This is a genomic window from Cognatundibacterium rivi, from assembly GCF_018139565.1.
GTDB lineage: Bacteria > Pseudomonadota > Gammaproteobacteria > Burkholderiales > Burkholderiaceae_D > Undibacterium > Undibacterium rivi.
Window position 1 is genome coordinate 888765 of sequence record NZ_JAGSPK010000001.1, and the last position, 19944, is coordinate 908708.

A 19944-nucleotide genomic window follows, 5' to 3' on the forward strand; every position below is an offset into this window, starting at 1 on the left:
GTTTATTCGTCTTTATCGTTTTTATCGTCTTGTTGGGGGCGTTGTATCCAGCGCATGCCGACCGAATAAATTGCGAGAATCAGAACGTAACTCAGCGTCAGTCCTTGCGCTGCCAGATAAAACGACAGTGGCCAGCTAAAGAAATGCCATTCGGATAGTTCCCGCGCAAAAAACAGACTGAAAAAACTGAGCAATCCCCAGCATAACAACAGCACCGTGGTGAGCCTTTTGGTGCGTCGCCAATAATGACGTGGCGCAGACATTTTTTCCGGTGTTGGTGTTGATGGCGTCTTCATTTCACGCTTCGCCAATGAATTCATCAAAGGGATTTAATCGGAACGAAATACGGAAAACGGTACCAGGGAATTGTGGATCCTGCGGATGCGGATTATCGAGGATTTCTATCTGTGCGCCATGTTGCTGTGCGATTTCCCTGACGATGGCAAGGCCAAGTCCACTACCTTGCACATTGCTGCCGAGGATGCGGTAAAAACGTTCAAACACATGTTCACGTTCAGTGACCGGAATGCCGGGGCCGTTGTCTTCTACCTCGATGATCGCCAGCGCCTGCTGTTCATTCATGCTGACTTTGACTGTGATGCTGTGTTCTGCCGGGGTATACCGGATTGCGTTGTCGATCAGATTGCTCAGCATTTCCCGCAGCATTAATGGATTTGCAAAAATGATGACGGGAAATTCGGGTTGTTCAAAACCCAGATCAATTTTTTTTGCGAAAGAAGCCTGTATCCAGTCTCGAACTACATTCATTGCCAGCTCATTCAGATTCACTTGTTCCAGGGGGCGCGTGGCTGGCGTCTGGTTTTCAGCGCGAGCCAGTGTCAGCAATTGATTGATGAGGCGGGTTGCGGCTTCCGAGCTGGTTGATAACTGCAATAGCGAGCGCCGGATTTCTTCCTGATCAGTTTGCCGTAAAGCCAGTTCCGATTGCATACGCATACCTGCCAGCGGTGTTTTCATCTGGTGCGCAGCATCTGCGATGAAGCGTTTTTGAATGTCTATCGTTTGTGCCAGACGCGCCAGCATGTCATTTAAGGAATTCACCAGCGGCGTGATTTCTTCAGGCACCTGACGTGAGTCGATAGGGCTGAGATCATCAGGACGGCGGGCGCGTATGCGTTGCTGCAATTCAGCCAGTGGTGATAAGCCCCGGCTCAGCGCGAACCAGACCAGTGCCAGCGCAATTGGTAGAATAATGAATTGTGGCAGCACCACACCTTTAATAATTTCATTCGCCAGAACTGCACGTTTTTCCAGCGTCTCTGCCACCTGTATCATGATCTGCGAGGACTCGGGATTGATTGTTTTCTTGGTCGGTGGCGTTAAATCGATATAACTGTAGGCGATGCGGTAATCGATACCGCGCAAACTCAGATTTCTGAATTGAATATTTCCGGCAGCAGGTCGCTCTTCATCAGCAGGTGGAGGAATATCCTGATCACCATCGATCAGATCCCCCTTGGCATTTTTTATCTGGAAATGAATATTATCGAGATCGTCAGCCCGCAAAATATCGCGTGCCGGTTTGGATAATTGGGTAATCGCCTGACCATCAAATTCTTTGACCTGTTGTGCGAGCACGAGCACCTTGTCTTCCAGCGCACGGTCGAAAGGCTGGTTTGCAATCGACTTTGCCACCAGATAGGTAATGGCAATACTCATAGGCCACAGCAGTAAGAGTGGGGCCAGCATCCAGTCGAGAATTTCGCCAAACAACGAGCGCTGGATCTTTTCTTCCGGCTGTTGCAACAATATATTTTCTGACGCAGCGGGCGCAGAATTCGAAGTATCAGCGACGCTGCTGTCTGTACTCATTATTGTCCGGCATCTGGATTGGCTGGTTTCGCTGACGGCGCGACGAAGAATTTTTCAAGGCAATAACCTAATCCCCTGACGGTCGCAATTCTGACGCCATCGACTTCGATTTTTTTACGCAGACGATGCACATACACTTCGATTGCATTGTTGCTGACTTCTTCGCCCCATTCGCAAAGATGATCGACCAGTTGTTCTTTCGAGACCAGACGTCCGGTTCTTTGCAATAACACTTCCAGCAGGCCGAGTTCGCGCGCGGATAAATCCAGCATCTGTTCGTGGATATACGCAATTCTGCCAACCTGATCGTAACTCAGCGGACCGTGTTTAATAACGGTGGGGCCGCCACCGGCACCGCGTCGTGTTAAAGCTCTGACGCGGGCTTCGAGTTCGGACAAGGCGAACGGTTTCGCCATGTAATCGTCAGCACCTAAATCCAGCCCTTTTACTCTTTGCTCTACTGAGTCGGCCGCAGTCAGGATCAGTACCGGGAGGTGTGAATTGCGGGCGCGCAAACGGCGCAGCACTTCCAGCCCACTCATTTTGGGCAGGCCGAGATCCAGAATCAGTAAGTCAAAGTCCTGAGTCGATAACGCAGAATCCGCTTCCTGTCCGTTGCTGACGCAGTCAGTTGCATATCCTGATTGCCGCAGTGAGCGGGTCAGGCCATCTGCCAGCACACTGTCGTCTTCTGCTAATAAAATACGCATAATGAATATTCCAAACCTAGTTGATTCTGCTGGGGAATTGATAAAAGGTATCCGCGCCACCGACCAATTTTTCTGATTTTTTTTTGATAATGAAAGGTTCAGCGCTGTTACAAAGGCGATTTCAGATAACATGCTTTGCAGCTATCTCTGTCGCCAATCCCAGTCATTAATATTAGCTCAACTTTAGCCCAATTCAGGTCTGAGTAGATTTAAAGGCACAATAAATTTTTAATATATCTGGATTTCTATCTATCCTCTCAAGCGCACCGCTGAATGTGGTAGGTTCAGACTGTATCGAAATCAGACTCAAGTGAGTTTGTTTGCCTGAGTCGGATCTGACAGCAATCAAGACTAGCCCAGAACAAATTTTGCCGCGTTCATATAAACGGGAATCCCTAGCAAAATATTCAGTGGAAAAGTGATGCCGAGAGACATCCCGAGATAAAGCGATGGCGAAGCCTCTGGAATAGCGTAACGCAGTACCGCCGGAACCGCGATATATGAGGCGCTTGCAGCCAGTACCATCAACAATCCTGCATCGCCGTACGGGATTTTCAGCAATACAGCAAGCATTAACGCAATAGCAGCGTGGCAGATCGGGGCGAGAACGGCATAGCTGATTATGAAGGGCGAGTTACCTTTGATGTTACCGAGGCTTTTAGCTGTCATCAGTCCCATATCGAGCAGGAAAAAAGCAAGCATTCCTTTAAATAAATCACCGGAAAAAGGCTGCATGGCCGCCTTTCCTGCATCGCCAGAGATGATGCCAACCACCATCGCACCTAACAGTAGCAGTTGCGCGCCATCCGTCAGCGATTCATGCAAAACACCTTTGACCGAAGACAGTGTTCCCGTTTGCGTTGATGTTGCCTTACGCCGGATCGTATTCGACAAAATGACGGCAAAAATAATGGCAGGCGATTCCATTAACGCCATCGCTGCTGCCATATGGCCGCCATATTCTATGTGTCTGCTTTCGAGGTATTGAACTGCAGTTATAAACGTAACTGCACTGACTGAACCATACGTGGCAGCGATTGCGGTAGCGTCGAGGCTTGGAACAAGCCGCTTCAGAAAAAAATATCCAAGTGCCGGGGTTAGCAATGCCAGAAACACTGCACATCCCAGGCTGCTGATGATTTGTAAATTTAATCCGGAATGATTCAGCGCAAAGCCACCTTTGAGACCGAGCGCCATTAAAAGATACAGCGATAAAAACCGTGAGATATGTGTAGGAATACTCAGATTAGACTTAATGAGGCCGGCAAAGATACCGAAGATAAAAAATAAAATAGCTGGATCGCGCAAACTGGACATATATTTCCCTTCAAAATTCTGGCGCCATACTACCTAGACTAAATCATCAGGTAAAATCAATTTTTATCACTATAATCATCAGTAAAAATCTATGAACGTCACTTTCCGTCAATTACGTTTGTTTGCAGAACTGGCTGAACAGCTCAGTATCAGTGGCGTTGCGCGCAGCTTTCATGTGACGCAGCCAACTGTATCTATGCAGCTACGTGAGCTGACGGAGGAAATCGGTTTGCCATTGTATGAAGTCATTGGCAAAAAAATCTTTCTCACCCAGGCCGGTGAAGAGCTCGCGAAAACCGCACGCACCTTAGCGGATGAGTGGTCTTCTTTTGGACAGCGTATCGATAGCCTGAAAGGCTATCAGCGTGGACGTTTGAGGGTGGCGGTAGTCAGCACGGCAAAATACTTTATTCCCCGTTTATTGGGGGCTTTTTGTCGTGATTTTCCAGAGATTGATATCGCATTGGAAGTGCAAAACCGTGATGGTGTTTTGCAGCGCTTACGCGATAACCGCGATGACATCTATATTATGTCTGCCCCGCCGAAAGATATGGACGTTGTACAGCAGGTTTTTTTACCAAATCCGCTGGTTGTGATTGCGCCTTTGTCGCATCCTCTGGCTCAACGTAAACGGATTTCGCTGGAGAACCTTAGCCAGGAGCGATTTATTTTGCGTGAAAAGGGATCTGGCACCCGCCTCGCTTGCGATCAGCATTTTTCTGCGCAAGGCTTTACTCCGCTCGTGCGACTGGAGTTAGGTAGTAACGAGGCCATTAAGCAAGCGGTCGCTGGAGAAATGGGACTGGCGATTTTATCGACGCACGCGTTGGGTGAGCATTTAGTTGATCAATCGCTGACAGTACTGAACGTCAGCAGCTTTCCGGTGCATTCCAGCTGGTATATTGTTTATCTGAAAGGAAAAAGATTATCGCCAGTTGCAACTTCGTTCCTCGAATATTTGCAGGCACATGCGCAAGATTGAAATAGCTGCTTGCATGAGCTTATTTTTCAGTTTTGCTTGTTGTCAGTTGCGCACGTCATTCAGTATTTCTTCATTCAACGGCTATTTTCCTATACTGACAGCGTTGACTATTGAGGGTAAGGCTGAACCACTATGTTATGCTTTGCTCCTTTGTAATAAAGTTCTCTAAAGTCATGAATACCAAAAGCAAGTCCATTCCCGTTTCTGATGCGCAAGCCCTGTTGAGCACCTTAAAAGAGACATTTCCGGTGTTTCTCAATAATGAGCCTTTGGCGATCGGCATCGACAAGCAAATCCTTGCCAGATTGCCGGAGACCCCGCGCAAAATTTTACGGATGGTGCTTGCTTATCATACGAAATCGACCCGTTATCTGCAAAAGACCATTAAAGCGACAACACGTTTTGATCTCGATGGTAATCCCGCTGAACCATTAGACGAAACACATAAAACGCATGCAGAAGAAATGCTGAGAGAGCGCGCAAAGAACAATGCTGAACGTGCGAAGGCTGAAGCAAAACTTAAACGCGAACAGCAAGCAGCCGCAGAGGAAGCAGAGAAACTGCAAAAGAGAGCAGAAAAAATTAACCAGCTGGCGCAGAAATTCGCAAAGTAATTATTTCGAATTTCCATACTGGTCACATCGGGAGGCAACAGCATCAGCTGTGCCTCCTTTTTTATGTCTGCGTAATCGCAGTGTTGTTGTCACTTCAAAACTTTGATGCCGCTTATACTGCACATGTGTTTGCAAGCTGGGGCAAGTATGATGGTTAAAAACAGCTGACATAGCACTTGCATCCGCCTGCCACTTATCCCTTCCACGGCGGTGCAGTGATCAGATCCTGATCGTCACTGATCTGTTCAAACAAACCTTGGTCCCATCGCTGTGCCGCTGCCGCAATCCGGCTGCGATCGGTTGAGACAAAATTCCACCACATCCGTACTGGTTTTTCTAGTGGTGCTCCGCCGATGACAACCAGGCGTGCGCCGGACTGCCCCGCACGCAGCTTGACCGGCGCTTGTTGCAGCACGACCAGTTGTTGCCCGGTGATCTCCTGATCATCAATCATTACGGTGTGTTCAGGGCTATATAGCGCCATTTCGGGTGCCAAAGCCGGGAGTGTGAATTCATGTCCGGGCGACAGATAAACATCGAGATATAGCGTGGCAGACAGCGTTTTTACCGGGCTTGTTCTGTCGAAAGCGCTGCCGGCCAAAACTCTGATCTGCACGCCACCTTCCAGTTCAAGCAGTGGTAAATCAGCGGCGGCCACGTGCTGAAATGATGGTGCAACAGTTTCCTGATCTGGTGGTAGCGCAACCCATAGTTGCAAACCATGCTGACGGCGCTCTTTTCCGCGTTCAGCGTCCACAGTGCGCTCACTATGGACAATTCCCCGGCCTGCTGTCATCCAGTTGATAGCACCGGGCGTAATCGTCTGTACCGTACCCAGACTATCCCGATGTAGCAGACTGCCTTCAAATAAGTAAGTGACGGTCGCTATCCCGATGTGGGGATGAACTCCGAGATCACTATTGGTCTCTGCTGCGAGTGTGGTGGGGCCGAAGTGATCGAAGAAAATAAACGGACCGACGGAGCGTCTGGCGGCCGCTGGCAACAGACGGCGAACAGGAAATTCATCGACAAGATGCGTGACCCTGCCGGGAATACGAAGTAAATCGTTCATGGTGGGGTTTCTCCAGACTATGCTCGGATTCAGATTTTCCAACTCAGTGACTGCTGGCACGTTCTATACGACGATCAGGAATGAGCCACATCAATGCCACCAATACGTAGATTCCTTGCGCAATCCAGTGTACCCAGAATGATGCTGCAATACCGGCCGCATACAGAATCATGGACGCTTTTCCTTTGCGGTCGCGACCTAGTACCTTTTTTAAAGGCGATGCCGAACCTTCGTTGGCAATAATCACTTGTTCAAGAATGAAATAGGCAACTGCGGCCATAAATAACACCACGCCATATATTGCGGTGGGGTCACTGGCAAAATGATTTTCGCCCATCCAAGCGGTAGCGAAGGGAAATAATGACAACCAAAATAATAAGTGCAAATTTGCCCAAAGTACGCCGCCAGTCACCTTCTGTGTCACATGCATTAAATGATGATGATTGTTCCAGTAAATCGCGACGTAAATAAAACTCAGTACGTAATTCAGGAATATAGGAATAACGGGAAACAGTGCAGTAAAGCTCTCACCATGCGGTGCTTTCATTTCCAACACCATGATGGTGATAATGACGGCGAGAACGCCGTCACTGAATGCTTCCAGGCGATTTTTTCCCACAGGTTCTCCAGATAAAATTAAGTATTCATTTTGAATGAAACGTCAGTTTGGATGAACCGTTTCACGTCTGATCAGGCTGATGCTGACTTATCTTACTGCAAACGCGACATTGTGTTTTAGCTGCAGCGATTCACTGTCGTGGAAATGCTGTATCGATGCGCTGAAAGCAGCTATATCGCTGTGCGCAAATTGTTGTTGATGACCTTTAACTGCGGCCATGTTTCCAGCCATCTTTTTTCGGTGATTCTGGCGTGGAAATCTGCCGCCTTTGGACGCTTATTGTTGAGTGTGATTGTCAGTTGAGTCAGCTCGTTCAGCCCGAATGGCGCAAGTATACGCAATTCACCTGTAGCGCTTAACTGCACACCAACCGCGGTTTCAATTTCTACCCAGTACGACATCGCATCGAGAGTATTCAGGTAGGGATGATCGTTATTCCGTAAGTGCATTCTGGCTTGATTTTTAACTGACCAGTTCAGTGCTGATCGTGAGCGTAATGACGCCTCAAAAAACGCATCCCGTTCAGGATATATATCCGATGGATCAAAGTAAATCAGGTCAATATCTGATAAAGGCGTTGGTTGCGGGTAATGATGCAGCTTATCCCAGACTAAGTTGCGCACAAAACCCGCCGCCAAACACCAGTCTTTCAGCTCTAACTCAGCAGCAATTTCTAATGCCTGCCAACGCATAGGATCGGCCTTGATCCAGTCGCGTATTTTTGTATTGATATTCATATTGCCGATGCTATCGATTGTAGGTAATGCCAATGGCAGAACGTAAATGGGAAGGTGCCGGAGTTTTATTTGTTTTGCACTTTGTTGCGCGAAATCCAAAGAAAAAGAGAGCAAATGAATTTTAATAGCGCTATCAGTATTTCACTCACATTGCCAGAAAGAAATCTGTTATTGTTTTTTGCGTGACAGAACACTTTGTTAAGCAAGCAGGTATATGCTGAGATATTTTCTGGCATTCAGCATTATTCGCCTTGCTGCGCAGCAGAGATGTCCGAGCACATCAACTTAAAATACATATAACGGAGTCAATATGAGACAATTTTTTAAAAGTATTCTTTTCGCCTGTTCCTTGTCATTGCTGGCTCACGGAGCCGCTGTCGCCGCTGATCGTGCAACCGCTCAGGAAGCAACTGAGATGATCAAAAAGGTCGTCGCTTTTTATAAAGCCAATGGCCCTGAAAAAACCTATGCTGCAGTGAATGATCCTAAGGGGCAGTTCATTTACAAAGATCTGTACGTTTTTGCAGGCTCGGTGAAACCGGGTGGTGTAACTTTGGCGCATGGCGGCAATCCTAAATTATTGGGTAAGCCGTTGGGAGAGTTACGTGATGGTGACGGTGTTTTCTTTGTAAAAAAAATTAATGATGTCGCCGCCAGTAAAGAAGGTAAGGGCTGGGTTGATTACAGATGGCCAAATCCGGTAACTAAAGCATTGGAACAAAAAAGTACTTATGTTGAGCGAGTCGATGACGTGTACTTTGCCTGCGGCATTTATAAATAATTCTGCCACTTCTTCGTCTGGTTTTTCTCATTCGTCATACTGTAGTTGTTCCTTACTTCTTATCAGACTGGCCGTCAATTTTGCGGTGCATCAATGCGGTCAGTCTGATGCCTCAAGTTCTTTTCAATACCCCAAATTCTTCAGTGAATTTTGAGAATAGAAACGCTTCCCGATAGCCCACGCTGTTTCTCTTGACGGGCACTGGCAGTGCCGCATTTCGCTCTCAGTCTGAAACTGAATTTCCTCACGCCGCGTCATCGTTAATTTGAGTTTTCCTGATGCAGAGAGTTTTCACTTTTGCTTATCCGTTACGCTGGTCGTATAAAATTAAAGTGACATTGTTTCGTATCGCTTGTCGTAAAAATACACAGGAAGAACAGACGTTTGTTTGATGTTTGCACGTATTAGTTTTTTATAGCGATATCAAGGCGTAATATGAGCAATGACAGTGAACCTGTTGGCGTTGTAGTCCGCTCAGTCGTCAGTTTTTGTAATCAGTTTCGCTCTGCTCAGTTAACTTGTGAGGACAAGATGAAAATTAAAGATCTGCCTATCGGTACGCGACTTGGTTTCGGTTTTGGGATAGTACTTTTATTGGCAACAATATCTTCATGCATCGGTCTTTGGCGGCTGAATGAGGTGGCGAGTAGCACGAGGGCGATGATGCAAGAGCCTTTAAAAAAAGAGCGCTTAACTGAGGAGTGGTACAGGGTTACTGTTGCGGGCTTAAAGCGTACTTTGGCTGTTGTTAAAAGTTCCGATGAATCATTAGGCGATTTTTTTGCTGCTGACGTTAAGACATCAACTACGCGCAATAATGAAATCCAGAAATACCTGGAAAGTAACGTCGATACGCCAGACGAAAAACAACTTCTGGAAAACATCGTTGTTGTACGCAAGGCCTATGTCAGCACCAGAGACCAGATTTTAAAAGCCAAAAAAGAAGGCCAGACTGAGGAGATGAATAAGCTGTTTGAGAAATTCATACCAATGTCCGACGCCTTTCAAAAAGCCTTACTCGATTATCTTAATTTTCAGAAGGAAGAGGTCGATCATCTCAGTAAGGAAGTCGATGCAATTGCAGCCAGCAGCCGTATCCTTGTGACGACTCTGATCGTCCTGTTTCTGCTGATAGGTAGTTTTTGTGCATGGTATCTGACCATCGGTATCACCCGGCCATTAAATTCAGCAGTAGTGCTTGCACGCCGCGTGGCAGATGGGGATCTGACGAGTGATATTCGTATCGATTCCAGCGACGAGACAGGTCAGTTGGTGATGGCATTAAAAGATATGAACGAGGGTTTGCGGAAAATTGTGGCCGAGGTTCGTGATAGCACGGACACCATCGTCACTGCTTCTACCGAAATTGCCAGTGGGAATATGGATCTTTCTTCCAGAACAGAATCACAGGCCGGATCGCTTGAGGAAACGGCATCTTCTATGGAGGAGCTGACCAGCACGATGCAGCAGAATTCGCAGAATGCACATGACGCAAATCAACTCGTCCATGCAGCGGCAGATGCAGCGATTCAAGGCGGTACGGTTGTTTCGCAAGTCGTTGGCACGATGGGTGACATCAGCACGTCATCGAAAAAAATTGTCGATATTATTGCGGTCATTGATGGCATTGCGTTTCAGACGAATATTCTCGCGCTCAATGCCGCTGTGGAGGCTGCACGTGCAGGTGAGCAAGGGCGCGGATTTGCCGTAGTGGCGTCAGAGGTCCGCAATCTGGCGCAGCGTTCCGCCAGCGCAGCGAAGGAAATCAAACAGCTGATTGATGACTCTGTTGATAAAGTGAACCAGGGAACGAAGCTGGTTGATCAGGCCGGAGCAACGATGACAGAAATTGTCGATCGCGTTAAGCATGTGACCGGCATCATGAGTGAAATCAACAACGCCAGCAAAGAACAATCGGCAGGTATTCAGCAAGTGAATCAAGCCATTATTCAAATGGACAACACGACGCAGCAAAATGCCGCATTGGTGGAGCAGGCCGCAGCTGCAGCACAAAGCTTACAAGAGCAGGCCGCGAATTTATCGGGTGTTGTCAGCGTTTTTCGCCTTGAACAGCATACTGCGCACCCCGTTCGCAAGGAGGCTGGAAAACCCGCTAGTGTTGCGCAGAAACAGGTGATGCATCTGAAAGCCTGAGTGAGTAATGGGTGCTATCAATAGCTGCTGCAATATCAGGAAGTAACATGGCACTCATCAAGCTTTTATTTGCCATAACCCTTTTTTGGGCTCACTCAGAAAGTAGTGCGGGCTTCGTTTTCCGCACGGCTGCACAAGAGGGTTCTGAGCCTAAATTTCTGCATATTAATACAGCTGCTGGTCCCGCAATCGGCGGGGTTTGTGTGGACATAATGAGGGCGATAGAAAAGGTTTCTCCGGATATACAATTTGTCGGTGATCAGGTGTGGATGCCTCCGGCACGTATTGACGCCAGCGTGAAGTCAGGCAACATTGATGTGGTTTGCGGGCTCTTGGGCGTAACAAGCAATATTAATAAATACCATCTTCTGAGTACGCCATTATTTGAGGTGACTTATTTGTTGGCGGTACGTGCAGACGATAATCTTGACGTGCAAACCTGGGATGACATTCGTCAATTAGGCGACCATGGCGTGATTTTGGCGCTACGTGGATTTGGTATCGTGGAAATTTTGCAGCAGATGGGACACCTTAAAATCGACGCGAGCGCAACGTCATCTCGTTCAAATTTAAAAAAACTCATTGCGCGGCGAGGCAGATTTTATTGTCACCGGTCACCTGGAATTAAACAGGCAATAAAGGATTCTGGTCTCGGAGAACAAGTCAAATTATTAAACAGACCTCAATTAAATGGAAAGTTTTATATGGCATTGTCGAAGTCAATCCCCGATATTCAGGCAAATAAAATAAATGCTGCATTAATGCTTCTTGAGCAAAGTGGAGAATTAAATCGCATTTTCAATCGATATAAAGAATGAGTTTTTCTATTGGCTGCAACTAGTCACTATCCGTATCTTGCATATACAACGTGATTGCTGTTTGACTTACTCAACAAGTTTGTCCGCAATGACCTTAGAGTTTGCTGTTGAAAAACTACCTGCATCGACAGCGGAGCGCGCGTCTTCGGTACCTCGTCAATGATATGCAAACAAAATAAAAATCCCGCTTGCATAAATCACTGTTTTTTTATACAGTACTGTCAAACGCAGTTAATATTAATTGCGGTTTGACTTTCCACCCGCTGCTTATTGAATGAAAGAATGTATGGACGATAAGAAACCTGAAAACAGCTCAGAGAAGAGCAAGGCGCTCGCCGCAGCATTGGCGCAGATCGAGAAGCAATTTGGTAAGGGTTCGGTCATGCGTATGGCCGATGGCGCTGTGGTGGAAGAGGTACAGGTTGTTTCTACTGGTTCTCTCGGTCTGGATATTGCCTTAGGTGTCGGCGGCTTGCCACGTGGGCGTGTGGTTGAAATTTATGGCCCGGAATCTTCAGGTAAAACCACGTTGACCCTGCAAGCGATCGCTGAGATGCAAAAGATTGGCGGTACTTGTGCGTTTATCGATGCCGAGCATGCGTTAGATGTCGGTTACGCTCAAAAACTGGGCGTGAATTTAAATGATCTGCTGATTTCTCAGCCTGATACAGGTGAGCAAGCGCTGGAAATCACTGACGCATTGGTTCGTTCCGGCAGTGTCGATCTGGTCGTAATTGACTCGGTCGCAGCATTAACCCCACGTGCTGAAATCGAAGGTGACATGGGCGATTCTTTACCAGGTTTGCAGGCTCGTTTAATGTCTCAGGCTTTGCGTAAGCTGACAGGTAGTATTAAACGGACGAATACGCTGGTGATTTTCATTAATCAGATCCGTATGAAAATTGGCGTCATGTTTGGTAGTCCTGAAACGACAACTGGTGGTAATGCATTGAAATTTTATGCGTCTGTAAGGCTGGATATTCGCCGTACCGGTTCCATCAAGGCTGGTGACGAAGTAATCGGTAATGAAACAAAAGTCAAAGTTGTCAAAAATAAGGTTGCTCCCCCATTTAAAGAAGCCCATTTTGATATTTTGTATGGAGAAGGAACGTCTCGCGAAGGAGAGATTCTTGATTTGGGTGCGGATGCCAAAATCATTGAAAAAGCCGGTGCATGGTATAGCTACAATGGCGAGCGCATTGGTCAGGGCAAAGATAACGCCCGTAACTTCCTGAAAGAGCGTCCGCAACTTGCGCATGAGATCGAAAATAAGGTGCGTGAACATCTTGGTGTGCCTTTGTTGCCTGCGATCAGCTCTGATGCAGTGTAACGATACTTACCGATAATCGATTCAGGATAGAACAACAGCCGATAAGCCCTCTGTTAATGGGTTTATCGGCTTTTTTAATCGTGATGAAACAAAAAATAAGTCTTAAAGGCAGGGCACTCAGGTATTTATCTATGCGTGAGCACAGTCGTGCTGAATTATTCAGAAAACTATCTTCACACGCAGAAGAAGGGGATGATGTCGATGTCATTCTTGACTGGCTTGAAGTAAATAATTTTCTATCTATAGAAAGATTTTCAGATTCGTTGGTCAACAGACGTTCGGGGCGCTTTGGAAATCATCGTATTCTGGCGGAGTTGCAAAGTCACAACGTAGATGCCTCAGAAATGGGCCGGATTAAATCCGAATTAGCAGAGTCAGAGACATCCAGAGCCGTTGAAGTATTGTTCCGCAAATTTCCTCACCCGCCCTTGAATCAAAATGAACGCCTCAAGCAAAGTAGGTTTTTACAACAAAGAGGTTTTTCCGGTAAGTCAATACAACTTGCCCTGAAGACTGAACGCACAGCCAATGATTAGCAAAAGTGAATCTCGGTTTCGGCATGCAAAAAAAAATGAGGCGAGATACGAGTTGCTTAATTAGCTGTGCTAGAATCCGCAGGTTTTTTGCAGCGCCGCAGGAGCGGCTGTTACCGTAGAAGCTGCGGTAGCGACACGCAATTGTGGCTAATTTAAAGTAAGCCGCTTAAAAGGCATGATGCCCTTATCTACTCCCAATATACAACGCACGTTGAAGCATACGCGTGCGATCAGCATATCCGCGTTCGCCCGGGACGATGGATTATGGGATCTTGACGCACGTATCACTGATCATAAGACCCGTGATATTACTCTAGCGTCCGGCGTCAGGCCGGAGGGTATGGCTTTGCACGATCTTCAGTTGCGAGTCACTATCGACTTGCCGCTAACTATTGTCGATGTGCAAGCGCTTTCAGCAGCAGTTCCTTATCCTGGTTATTGTGAAGCGATAGAGGCGGACTATAAAAAGCTTATTGGACTGAACCTGATGCAGCAATTTCGTCAGGGCGTCAAAGAGCGCATGTCAGGTGTTAATGGTTGCTCTCATTTAACTGAACTTGCTTTAGTGCTTCCAACTGCTGCAATACAGGCTTTTGCCGGCGATGTTATTGACACTCGCGATGGCGCCAGTAGCTCAACCGAATCTCAACAACCATTTCAGCTTGACCGTTGCCACGCTTTGCGTTTGGATGGTCCGGCTGTCGTTCAGTATTACCCGCGTTGGGCGAAATCTGTACCCAACGCAAAATCACCCAGCTAGTTTGTTTTTTAATTATTTATACCTCAGTGTCTGAAGGGAAGTCGTATGAAAATTCATGAGTATCAGGGTAAAGAAATCCTCCGTAAATTCGGAGTGACCGTACCACGCGGTATCCCATGCATGTCCGTTGAAGAAGCCGTTAAAGCGGCTGAAACTCTGGGCGGGCCAGTCTGGGTAGTCAAGGCGCAAATCCACGCGGGTGGCCGCGGTAAAGGTGGTGGCGTGAAAGTCGCAAAATCTCTGGAGCAAGTGCGTGAATACGCAGATGCGATCATGGGTATGCAACTGGTGACACATCAGACTGGCCCTGAAGGTCAAAAAGTTCGTCGCTTGTTGATCGAAGAAGGTGCCGATATCGCGAAAGAACTGTACGTCAGTATGGTAACTGACCGTATCAGTCAACGCGTTGTATTGATGGCATCGTCTGAAGGTGGTATGGATATCGAAGAAGTTGCAGAAAAACATCCAGAACTGATTCACTCGATCGCGATCGATCCAAGTGCTGGCTTGCAAGACGCAGAAGCAGACGATATCTCCCGTAAAATCGGTGTACCAGAAGGCTCTATCGCTGATGCGCGCGTTCAATTGCAAGGTTTATTCAAAGCCTTCATGGAAACAGATTGTTCTTTAGCTGAAATCAATCCTCTGATCCTGACTGGTTCAGGCAAAGTAATTGCACTTGATGCGAAATTTAACTTTGACGCGAACTCTTTGTTCCGCCAACCTGAAATCGTTGCTTACCGCGATCTGGATGAAGAAGATCCAGCAGAAATCGAAGCGTCTAAATTTGACTTGGCTTATATCTCACTCGACGGCAATATCGGTTGCCTGGTGAACGGCGCTGGTCTGGCGATGGCAACGATGGATACCATCAAATTGTTCGGCGGTGAGCCAGCTAACTTCCTCGACGTCGGTGGTGGCGCGACAGCGGAAAAAGTAACCGAAGCATTCAAAATCATGTTGAAAAACCCAGGTCTGAAAGCGATCTTGGTCAACATCTTCGGTGGCATTATGCGTTGTGACGTGATTGCAGAAGGCGTGATTACAGCGTCTAAAGCAGTGTCATTGCAAGTGCCTTTGGTTGTACGCATGAAAGGTACAAACGAAGATATCGGTAAGAAGATGTTGGCTGACTCTGGTCTGCCTATCATTTCTGCAGACACGATGGAAGAAGCAGCGCAGAAGGTTGTCGCCGCTGCTGCTCAAGCTTAATTATCGCAAGGAATCACTATGTCCATCCTGATTAATAAAGACACTAAAGTTATTACCCAAGGTATCACTGGTAAAACTGGCCAGTTCCATACACGTATGTGCCGCGACTACGCAAACGGTAAAAACTGTTTCGTCGCAGGTGTAAATCCAAAGAAAGCTGGTGAAGATTTCGAAGGCATTCCTATTTACGCGAATGTCTCTGAAGCGAAAGCTGCAACAGGCGCAACTGTTTCTGTCATCTATGTCCCACCAGCAGGTGCAGCAGCTGCGATCTGGGAAGCGGTAGAAGCGGATCTCGATCTGGCAATCTGTATCACAGAAGGTATCCCTGTTCGTGACATGATGATGTTGAAAGACCGCATGGCTAAAGCTGGTAGCAAAACAAAATTGCTCGGCCCTAACTGCCCAGGTCTGATCACACCAGATGAAATCAAGATCGGTATTATGCCAGGCCATATTCACCGCAAAGGTCGTATCGGCGTGGTGTCACGTTCCGGTACTTTGACATACGAAGCAGTTGGTCAATTGACTGCACTCGGCTTGGGTCAATCTTCTGCGGTTGGGATCGGTGGCGATCCTATCAATGGTTTGAAACACATCGACATCATGAAGATGTTCAATGATGATCCAGATACAGACGCTGTGATTATGATTGGTGAAATCGGTGGCCCAGATGAAGCGAATGCATCTTACTGGGTACGCGACAACATGAAGAAACCTGTCGTTGGTTTCATCGCTGGTGTGACAGCTCCTCCAGGAAAACGCATGGGCCATGCAGGTGCGTTGATTTCCGGTGGTGCTGATACTGCGCAAGCAAAATTGGACATCATGGAAGAGTGCGGTATCAAAGCAACGAAGAATCCGTCAGAAATGGCGCGTTTGTTGAAAGCAATGCTGTAAATTTTTCTTATATTCAAAATAAAAAAACCGCGATTTTCGCGGTTTTTTTTCGTACTCACACTTTGCTTTTGAGTATATGAAGTGCAAACTCAATACCTTAATGTTAAGCTAGCAACGATAGGCAATATTAAATAAACTAAACTTCCTTGGTTTGTGCCCAAGCCTGTAATCAATGAGCGCCATTTATCGATGTCACATCAGTATGTATTAGAATTTGCTGCACTGTCTGATATTGGACGAGTCAGGAAACATAACGAAGATGCGATCGTTGTCTGTTCTGATTACGGCTGTGCTGTACTCGCAGATGGTATGGGAGGATACAAAGCCGGAGAAGTTGCCAGTGCGATGACGGCGAAGATCGTTGCTGACTACCTCTGCGCAAAGCTAGATTCAGCCTGGTATACGAAGTTTGGTTTCCAATCGATTCATTTGTCTCGCTGGATATCAGATGCCATTCATTTAGCAAATCGTCAGGTCGTACAGACTTCGCAAGAAAATCCGGAATGTTTTGGCATGGGAACAACAGTGGTTGTAGCATGTTGTACTCAAGATAAAATTTTATTTGCGCATGTTGGCGATTCCAGAGCATATCGCTATCGTAATCATGCGCTCGTAAGAATGACAGAAGATCACTCGGTGCTCCAGGAGCAAATTAATGCAGGTTTAATTTCAGAATCGCAGGCGCGGTTTTCAACGATTAAAAATTTAATTACACGAGCGGTAGGAACCCAGGACAATATTGAGGTAGACCTTAGCGTGCACCAGGCAGATGACACCGATGTCTATATGCTCTGTTCTGACGGATTGACTGACTTGCTTGCTGACGATCAGATACAGGACATATTGCGGCAGTACGAAGGTGATTTGCCGACATGCTGCAGGGCATTAATTGATTACGCAAATGTGGCTGGGGGCTTTGATAACACTTCTGTTGTTTTGTTTAAGTTAAAGGCGGTATCGGGTCCGTCGTGGATGAAAAAGTTACTATTCCGGTAATTTTTTGAAAATTGAATGAGTGAGAGATGATTTATGGCGAAAATAATCGTCACCTTTAATGGATTGGTGCAGCAAGAAGTTAGTATTAACAAGTCTCGTATTACGATAGGTCGGCGTATTGGGAACGATATCGTCATTGATCATTTGACTGTCAGTGGTCAGCATGCTGCTATCGATACCACGTCAAACGGTTCTTTCGTTCTTGATCTGGGGAGTACCAATGGCACTTTGGTTAACAATCAGCCAGTCAAAAAGCATTTACTTCAGCATGACGACGTTATTGACATCGGTAAGTACAAATTGCGCTTTCAGGTAGAGAAGAGTGCTCAGGTCACTGCGGTTTCCTCGGTTGCCTCAAATCCTGCGACGACACAGGCTCCGGCAAAAATAAAAGTGATCAATGGTGCTAATGCAGGTAAGGAGTTGGTGTTGACAAAAGCTGTGACAACAGTGGGGAGTCCCGGAACGCAGGTTATTGCGATTGCAAGGCAAACCGACAGATATATTGTCCGTCATGTTGAAGGTAAAGAGTTTCCTAAAGTAAACGGACAGTTGCTAACAGATCAGCCGCATACATTGCAGCATGGAGATGTGATTGATATCAGTGGCACTCACATGCAATTCAGTATTTAGCCGTTGGTAAGGTGGATGTTTCTGACTTGGAGTGTGAATGGCTGACAAAAAATGTCACCAACTAACATTTTGCGTCACTTTTTCCACGTATATGAAGCTCGCTAACGCGAATTTACTCTTGCGACTTAATTTTACATAGCTGGCATACAGTTTGCTGTGAGAAGTGCAGGGTCATCCTTTTTAATTGTTATCCGGAGAACTATATGAAATCTATGAAATTGGTTAAAAAAGTACAACAAGGTTTTACTTTGATCGAATTGATGATCGTTGTGGCGATTATTGGTATTCTGGCAGCAGTGGCATTGCCAGCTTATCAAGATTACACAACACGTGGTCGTGTTACTGAGATTTTGGGTTTGATGGCTGGTTTTAAGCCAACAATTTCTGAAAATATTGCTTCTGCAGGTGGGCAACTTGACGCTACAGCTTGTAATGGTGTTACTAATATTACAACTGCAACAACGAATACTGCTTCTGTTTCATGTTCTAGTGGTGTTTTAACAGGTACTGGTACAGCTAAAGCACAAAACGCTGTTTTAGTATTGACACCTGTAGTCGGTAGTGGCGTGGTTACTTGGAAATGTACTACAACCACAGATAAAAAATACGTTCCTGCTGAATGCCGTTAATCTGGAAAATGTTGTAAAAAACCCGCCTTTTGGCGGGTTTTTTTATTGTGTTACGCTTGTAGTAAAGTATACCGATATAGTTCGTTTTTATTTTTTATACGCAATGAATATCTACCGTCTTAAATTCAAAGCTTTTTCTTACCACGCTATCATATCTCTAATTATCGCTGCATTAGTCACATCGGTAGTGAAATTAGTCTGGTATCCAGCTCCTTATGATCAGCTCTGCGGAGGTTTAAATTTATTATTTTTAGTGATAGGTGTTGATCTTGTTCTTGGCCCTTTATTGACATTTGTCGTGTTTGACTTAAAAAAGAGCAAGAGCGAATTAGTAAGAGACTTGGTGATTGTCGGACTATTGCAATTAATTGGTTTGCTATATGGGATGTACATCGTTTTTTTGGCAAGACCAGTCGTAGTTGTATTTAACGGAAAACAGTTCGATGTTGTCACGCAGGTTCAAATTACTGAAAATAAACTACCTGATGCTGCGCCTGATTTCCGTCGATTATCAATGACAGGCCCTCGATTGTTAAGCATGCGTGCCGCACAAAGTGAAAGTGAGCGTACGGAGTTGATGGTGTTATCTGTGACGGGGCAGTTAAAAGGTGTAATGCCAGCATTTTGGCAAGACTATGCATTATCAAAAAATCAGGTTGTGCGTGAAGCTAGTAGTGTTGATGATCTGTATAAACAATATCCGGCAGATGATGTGTTAATTGACGCCCAGATAGCTAAATCTGGTCTTAATAGGAGTCAGGTGGTTTTTCTCCCAATTGTCTCTGCTCGCAATAGTTGGACCGTTTTATTGAATAAAGAGACTGCTGAAATGATCGGTTTTGTTCCCAAAGACGCATCCTTTTAGAGAAAATTTTAATCTTTTTTTGCTTGTTTTAACTTGTGATATGAGATGATATTTTTCAATATGAATGATGTTGTCTAATTAAATTTTCGAGGGAAGGAAGAATGTTTTATGTTGTTTGATTGGTTCAATGTAACTAAGTCGAAAGAGTTCGGTATTGCGTTAGCAAATTTTTACGCTGAACGTGAAAAAAAAACAGAATCAGGTAACAAAGGTAAAAAAGAATTTGAACGCAGACAAAAAGAACTTCTGCTGAAAATGGAACAAAAAGTTGCAGAATTCAAGCGGCAAAACAAATTGAATGTGTATAAAAAAGCGCAGTTAGGTAACGTCTTTAAGTGGCAATTGTTGGAAATTGGTTATACCGATCAATATGTCGATGATTTGACCCAGTGGTTGATGCATCATTTGAAATAATTGAACTCAAGAATCATTCGACAATATCAGAG

Annotated in this window: 22 protein-coding genes; 15 read left to right on the top strand and 7 right to left on the bottom strand. The window is 45.9% G+C overall.

What is annotated here, in order from left to right; genetic code table 11:
• Positions 1-2: 2 nt before the first annotated feature.
• The 4 genes from KDM87_RS04035 to KDM87_RS04050 all read right to left on the bottom strand — a co-directional run bounded on the left by KDM87_RS04035 (position 3) and on the right by KDM87_RS04050 (position 3860).
• Entirely contained in the window at positions 3-296 is a 294-nt protein-coding gene (locus KDM87_RS04035) for a DUF4212 domain-containing protein (protein WP_230407561.1), read from the bottom strand.
• A 1-nt stretch (position 297) separates the two neighbouring features.
• Positions 298-1833, bottom strand: a complete 1536-nt coding sequence (locus KDM87_RS04040) for a sensor histidine kinase N-terminal domain-containing protein (RefSeq protein ID WP_212677838.1) — start codon at positions 1831-1833, stop codon at positions 298-300.
• Positions 1833-2543 (bottom strand): response regulator, encoded by a 711-nt coding sequence (locus KDM87_RS04045; RefSeq protein WP_212677839.1) that lies wholly within the window; start codon positions 2541-2543, stop codon positions 1833-1835. The genes KDM87_RS04040 and KDM87_RS04045 overlap by 1 nt, the downstream gene beginning before the upstream one ends.
• A gap of 351 nt (positions 2544-2894) precedes the next feature.
• A complete protein-coding gene (locus tag KDM87_RS04050) occupies positions 2895-3860 on the bottom strand; it encodes a sodium-dependent bicarbonate transport family permease (protein WP_212677840.1) in 966 nt (321 codons plus the stop codon).
• A gap of 91 nt (positions 3861-3951) precedes the next feature.
• Between KDM87_RS04050 and KDM87_RS04055 the strand changes: the two genes are divergently transcribed.
• Positions 3952-4842, top strand: a complete 891-nt coding sequence (locus KDM87_RS04055; RefSeq protein WP_212677841.1) for a LysR family transcriptional regulator — start codon at positions 3952-3954, stop codon at positions 4840-4842.
• 173 nt (positions 4843-5015) lie between these two features.
• On the top strand, positions 5016-5456 hold the full coding sequence (locus tag KDM87_RS04060; protein ID WP_212677842.1) for a ProQ/FINO family protein: 441 nt from the start codon (positions 5016-5018) through the stop codon (positions 5454-5456).
• Positions 5457-5649: 193 nt separating this feature from the next.
• On the opposite strand, the gene KDM87_RS04065 is transcribed toward KDM87_RS04060, so the two are convergent.
• From KDM87_RS04065 to KDM87_RS04075, 3 genes are all read right to left on the bottom strand, one after another.
• Positions 5650-6528, bottom strand: coding sequence for a pirin family protein (locus KDM87_RS04065; protein WP_212677843.1), 879 nt, complete (start codon positions 6526-6528; stop codon positions 5650-5652).
• A gap of 43 nt (positions 6529-6571) precedes the next feature.
• Positions 6572-7147, bottom strand: coding sequence for a TMEM175 family protein (locus KDM87_RS04070; protein ID WP_212677844.1), 576 nt, complete (start codon positions 7145-7147; stop codon positions 6572-6574).
• A 170-nt stretch (positions 7148-7317) separates the two neighbouring features.
• Complete coding sequence (locus tag KDM87_RS04075; protein WP_212677845.1) at positions 7318-7884, bottom strand: nucleotidyltransferase family protein; 567 nt, start codon at positions 7882-7884, stop codon at positions 7318-7320.
• A gap of 310 nt (positions 7885-8194) precedes the next feature.
• On the opposite strand from KDM87_RS04075, the gene KDM87_RS04080 reads away from it, so the two are divergent.
• The 13 genes from KDM87_RS04080 to KDM87_RS04140 all read left to right on the top strand — a co-directional run bounded on the left by KDM87_RS04080 (position 8195) and on the right by KDM87_RS04140 (position 19912).
• A complete protein-coding gene (locus tag KDM87_RS04080; protein ID WP_212677846.1) occupies positions 8195-8665 on the top strand; it encodes a cache domain-containing protein in 471 nt (156 codons plus the stop codon).
• Between the two features lie 531 nt (positions 8666-9196).
• On the top strand, positions 9197-10819 hold the full coding sequence (locus tag KDM87_RS04085) for a methyl-accepting chemotaxis protein (protein ID WP_212677960.1): 1623 nt from the start codon (positions 9197-9199) through the stop codon (positions 10817-10819).
• A gap of 47 nt (positions 10820-10866) precedes the next feature.
• Positions 10867-11637, top strand: a complete 771-nt coding sequence (locus KDM87_RS04090) for a substrate-binding periplasmic protein (RefSeq protein WP_212677847.1) — start codon at positions 10867-10869, stop codon at positions 11635-11637.
• Between the two features lie 286 nt (positions 11638-11923).
• Complete coding sequence (recA, locus tag KDM87_RS04095; protein ID WP_186886146.1) at positions 11924-12967, top strand: recombinase RecA; 1044 nt, start codon at positions 11924-11926, stop codon at positions 12965-12967.
• A gap of 83 nt (positions 12968-13050) precedes the next feature.
• Positions 13051-13503: a recombination regulator RecX gene (gene recX, locus KDM87_RS04100; protein WP_329604894.1), complete on the top strand. Its 453-nt coding sequence runs from the start codon at positions 13051-13053 to the stop codon at positions 13501-13503.
• A 178-nt stretch (positions 13504-13681) separates the two neighbouring features.
• The gene (locus KDM87_RS04105) at positions 13682-14263 is read left to right on the top strand and encodes a DUF2889 domain-containing protein (RefSeq protein ID WP_212677961.1); all 582 of its coding nucleotides are present in this window, start codon (positions 13682-13684) and stop codon (positions 14261-14263) included.
• A gap of 30 nt (positions 14264-14293) precedes the next feature.
• The gene (sucC, locus tag KDM87_RS04110) at positions 14294-15475 is read left to right on the top strand and encodes an ADP-forming succinate--CoA ligase subunit beta (protein WP_255423065.1); all 1182 of its coding nucleotides are present in this window, start codon (positions 14294-14296) and stop codon (positions 15473-15475) included.
• A gap of 18 nt (positions 15476-15493) precedes the next feature.
• Positions 15494-16375 carry a succinate--CoA ligase subunit alpha gene (sucD, locus tag KDM87_RS04115; protein WP_212677849.1) on the top strand — a complete coding sequence of 294 codons (882 nt, stop codon included), beginning with the start codon at positions 15494-15496 and terminating at the stop codon, positions 16373-16375.
• 189 nt (positions 16376-16564) lie between these two features.
• A complete protein-coding gene (locus tag KDM87_RS04120; RefSeq protein ID WP_212677850.1) occupies positions 16565-17371 on the top strand; it encodes a Stp1/IreP family PP2C-type Ser/Thr phosphatase in 807 nt (268 codons plus the stop codon).
• A 33-nt stretch (positions 17372-17404) separates the two neighbouring features.
• Entirely contained in the window at positions 17405-18004 is a 600-nt protein-coding gene (locus KDM87_RS04125; RefSeq protein ID WP_212677851.1) for an FHA domain-containing protein, read from the top strand.
• 203 nt (positions 18005-18207) lie between these two features.
• Positions 18208-18633 carry a pilin gene (locus tag KDM87_RS04130; RefSeq protein WP_212677852.1) on the top strand — a complete coding sequence of 142 codons (426 nt, stop codon included), beginning with the start codon at positions 18208-18210 and terminating at the stop codon, positions 18631-18633.
• The gene (tfpZ, locus tag KDM87_RS04135) at positions 18566-19498 is read left to right on the top strand and encodes a TfpX/TfpZ family type IV pilin accessory protein (protein WP_212677853.1); all 933 of its coding nucleotides are present in this window, start codon (positions 18566-18568) and stop codon (positions 19496-19498) included. The genes KDM87_RS04130 and tfpZ overlap by 68 nt, the downstream gene beginning before the upstream one ends.
• A 108-nt stretch (positions 19499-19606) precedes the next feature.
• Complete coding sequence (locus tag KDM87_RS04140) at positions 19607-19912, top strand: hypothetical protein (RefSeq protein ID WP_212677854.1); 306 nt, start codon at positions 19607-19609, stop codon at positions 19910-19912.
• The last annotated feature ends 32 nt before the right edge of the window (positions 19913-19944 follow it).